Source organism: Planktothrix sp., assembly GCF_046067725.1.
In the GTDB taxonomy this organism is placed as follows: domain Bacteria; phylum Cyanobacteriota; class Cyanobacteriia; order Cyanobacteriales; family Microcoleaceae; genus Planktothrix.
The window spans coordinates 1-3,088 of record NZ_JBJUDF010000105.1 but is presented as its reverse complement, the minus strand read 5'-3'; the positions used below and the strand labels follow the sequence as shown (position 1 = coordinate 3,088).

At 36.8% G+C, this 3,088-nt stretch carries 1 protein-coding gene; it reads right to left on the bottom strand.

Annotation, left to right across the window (positions count from 1 at the left end; translation table 11 throughout):
- On the bottom strand, window positions 1-3,088 hold a 3,088-nt coding region (locus ACKPEB_RS05945; protein ID WP_408963918.1), incomplete at both ends, for a beta strand repeat-containing protein.

The following is a 3,088-nucleotide window of genomic DNA, read 5'->3' as shown; positions in this document are numbered from 1 at the left end:
CCCATTCTCAACAGTAACCGTAGACTCAGTAACAACATTGCCACTATTTATCGTTAAAGTTTGTAGCGGAATACTATCTCCTACCGCTTGATTAAAAGTAACATTTCCTTCTCCAGTTTGTAGCGTTAAACTCTGACTCCCATTCACCGTCCCATTAAACGTAACATTGCCACTGCTATTATTGCCAGTTGTTGTTAGGGTAACGTTATCTCCACCCAAAATAACATTAGCATTAAAATTAACGTTACTTCCCTGACCTTGGGTGGCAGAGGTATTAATATCCCCAGTTAAATTAATCGTATTATTTCCCGATGTACTATTCAAACTTCCAGCTTTACTATTGCTCGAATTCGAGGCGGTACTGGTATTAATTTTGCCTAAAGTAACACTTCCCGATGCGTCTAAGGTTTGGTTCCCTCCATTATTATTGGTAGAACTACTATCTAACATTCCAGCTTGGGTATTAATATCCCCATTACTGCTTCTTAAGGTTATTGTTTCACCATCAGTAATAATATCCTGAGTGATAATATTTCCCGATGCTAAAATATCCACATTAGCACCCTCCGTTGTGAAAATATCAGCTAAATTCACTTCGCCACTAGCATTAATCGTTAATCCAGAGTTATTCAGATTAATCGGTGCTATACTATTAATATTACCCCCCGTTATTGTTAAATGATTTAGGGGTTTAAAACTCCCAACGCTATGATTAAAATTGATATTTCCTGTTCCCGCTTGCAGAATTAAAGTCTGGCTGCCGGGTGTGGTTCCATCAACGGTATGATTAAAAATAATATTGCCACTTTCTGTACTCCCAGTGGTGTTAAATGTTGTTATGGGTTGGGTGAGTTGAACAGGTGCAGAAATCGTAATATTATTTCCTTGACCTGTGGTGGCAGAGGTGTTAATATTATTAGTAATTGTCACAGTACCATTAACAGAATTTAGCGTGACACTACCACCTTGAGTATTGCCAGAATTGGCCGTTGTACTCGCATTAATACTAGCAATTGTAATATTACCTGCGGCATCAACCGTTACAGTTCCTCCATTCCCAACGGTAGAACTACTATCAAGTGTTCCAAAACTACTATTAATATTTCCTCGACTACTTTTAAGATGAATAGCACCTCCAGAATTGGTCAAAGAACTGATGAATAAATTCTGATTTCCTGATATTGTAATTTCGCCTGAACCTGTGGTTGTTACTGGGGTATTATCTCCAATAATAACACTGGTGGTATTACTGCCATTATTCACACCATCGATTAAAATAGACCCTGTATTGGTTTGAATTTGACTTCCTTGAAAAATTCCGACACCTTCACTTTCAGGAACCTCAGCACTGCGACCTCGTAAATTAATATCTCCACTCCCAAAACTATTAATTTGTGCAGCATTAATCACGAGAATTCCATTACTATCTCCCCCAGTTCCATTACCTGTCCCTCTTAAGTTAATCTGTCCTGCTCCTAATGATTGAATTAGACTATTTCCTAATAAAATTCCCTGGGCATTAAAAGCACCTTGACTGACTCCTATTAAGTTCAAGTTTCCATCATCAACCTGAAGTAAAGAATTATTTAAAATAAAAATACCTTGACTATAGTTTGTCTGACTACTACTTCCTACTAATGTAATATTTCCAGTGGTCTTTGCTTCCAAAGTTGCACCCCCAAACAGTGAAATTCCGTGACTCCCACTTCCTGTAGCACTACTCAGTCCATCTAAATTAATATTTCCAATTCCTGTTGAAACAATTTTGCCTCCTTCCCCAACAAACACCCCTGGACTTGTTTCTATACCTCGTCCCACGCCATTAATAAAAATCTCTCCATCTACCGTTCTAATTTGTCCATTTAACAGCAAAATCCCTTCGCTATTGTTGCCATCACCGCTAACCCCTGATAGGTTAAGTGTTCCGGTTTCAGATGAAGAAATAATAGTATTATTTAAAATAGAAATCCCATCATTATTATTTCCAGTTCCATTATTATTTCCCTGCAAATCAATCATTCCGCTTCCCGTTGATGTCAGATTACTATTACTAACATAAACAGCAACACTACCATCATTTCCCTGGGAAGTTCCAGTCAGTTGAATTGTACCATCAACAGTTAAAAGATTTCCTTGATTTAAATTAATGCCAAAACTATTGAATCCATTCTGACTATTTCCGGTTAAGGTAATATTCCCGGTTGTGGTTTGTAGGGTAGAATTATTATTAAGTAAGATTCCAATATTATTGGTAATACTTCCTTGACCATTTCCTATAATATTAATATTTCCCGCTTCTGAATTGAGGGTAGATTGGTCTAACCAAACTCCAATATTGGTGTTAGTTTGTGTCCCACTGGTTCCGCTTAAAGTTATCTCTCCATTCCCCGAATTTAAAACACTATTGGTTAATAAAATTCCGTGATTAAAGGGTAAGTTATCAACGGCAATTCCTTCAAGGTTAAGATTTCCTCCCCCAGTATTAAGTTGACTATTATCTATCCAAACTCCAGACCGAAAAATCGAATTTCCTCGACCTGTTGCCGTCAAATCTCCTTTATTGGTATTAATAGTAGCATTCCGAATAAAAACTGCACCATTATTATTATTATCAAAATCGGCATTAAAATTCAAGTTTAATTGGTCAGTATCCCCTGGATTACTATCACCAATAGTATATCCATCTAAAACAATATTACCGATAGCATTTAACGTTAAGTTTCGTTCTCCCTCAATACCATCAAAATCCAAGGATGTTTTAAAGGTAATATTCCCATCTTGACTATTATTTCCCGCCTCTGAGGTTTCTACAATAACATTTCCTTGTGTTAATGCTGACCGCAATTGAAAAACACTTAATTCAGCATTATCATCGGTACTTTTAAAGAATAATTCCTCTGTTTCTTGATTAATATTTGTATTGGTTTCAGAATTAACAATATCAATATTATTAGGGTCAAGTAACCAAGTTCCGCCTAACCCAGAAGGTGCTGAAATATCAGGTGCTTGGTTAATTTCTAAAACACCGCGACTACTGGTTTCAACAAATCCTCCATTTCCGCTTTGTGTTCCTCCTCGAACTTGAATG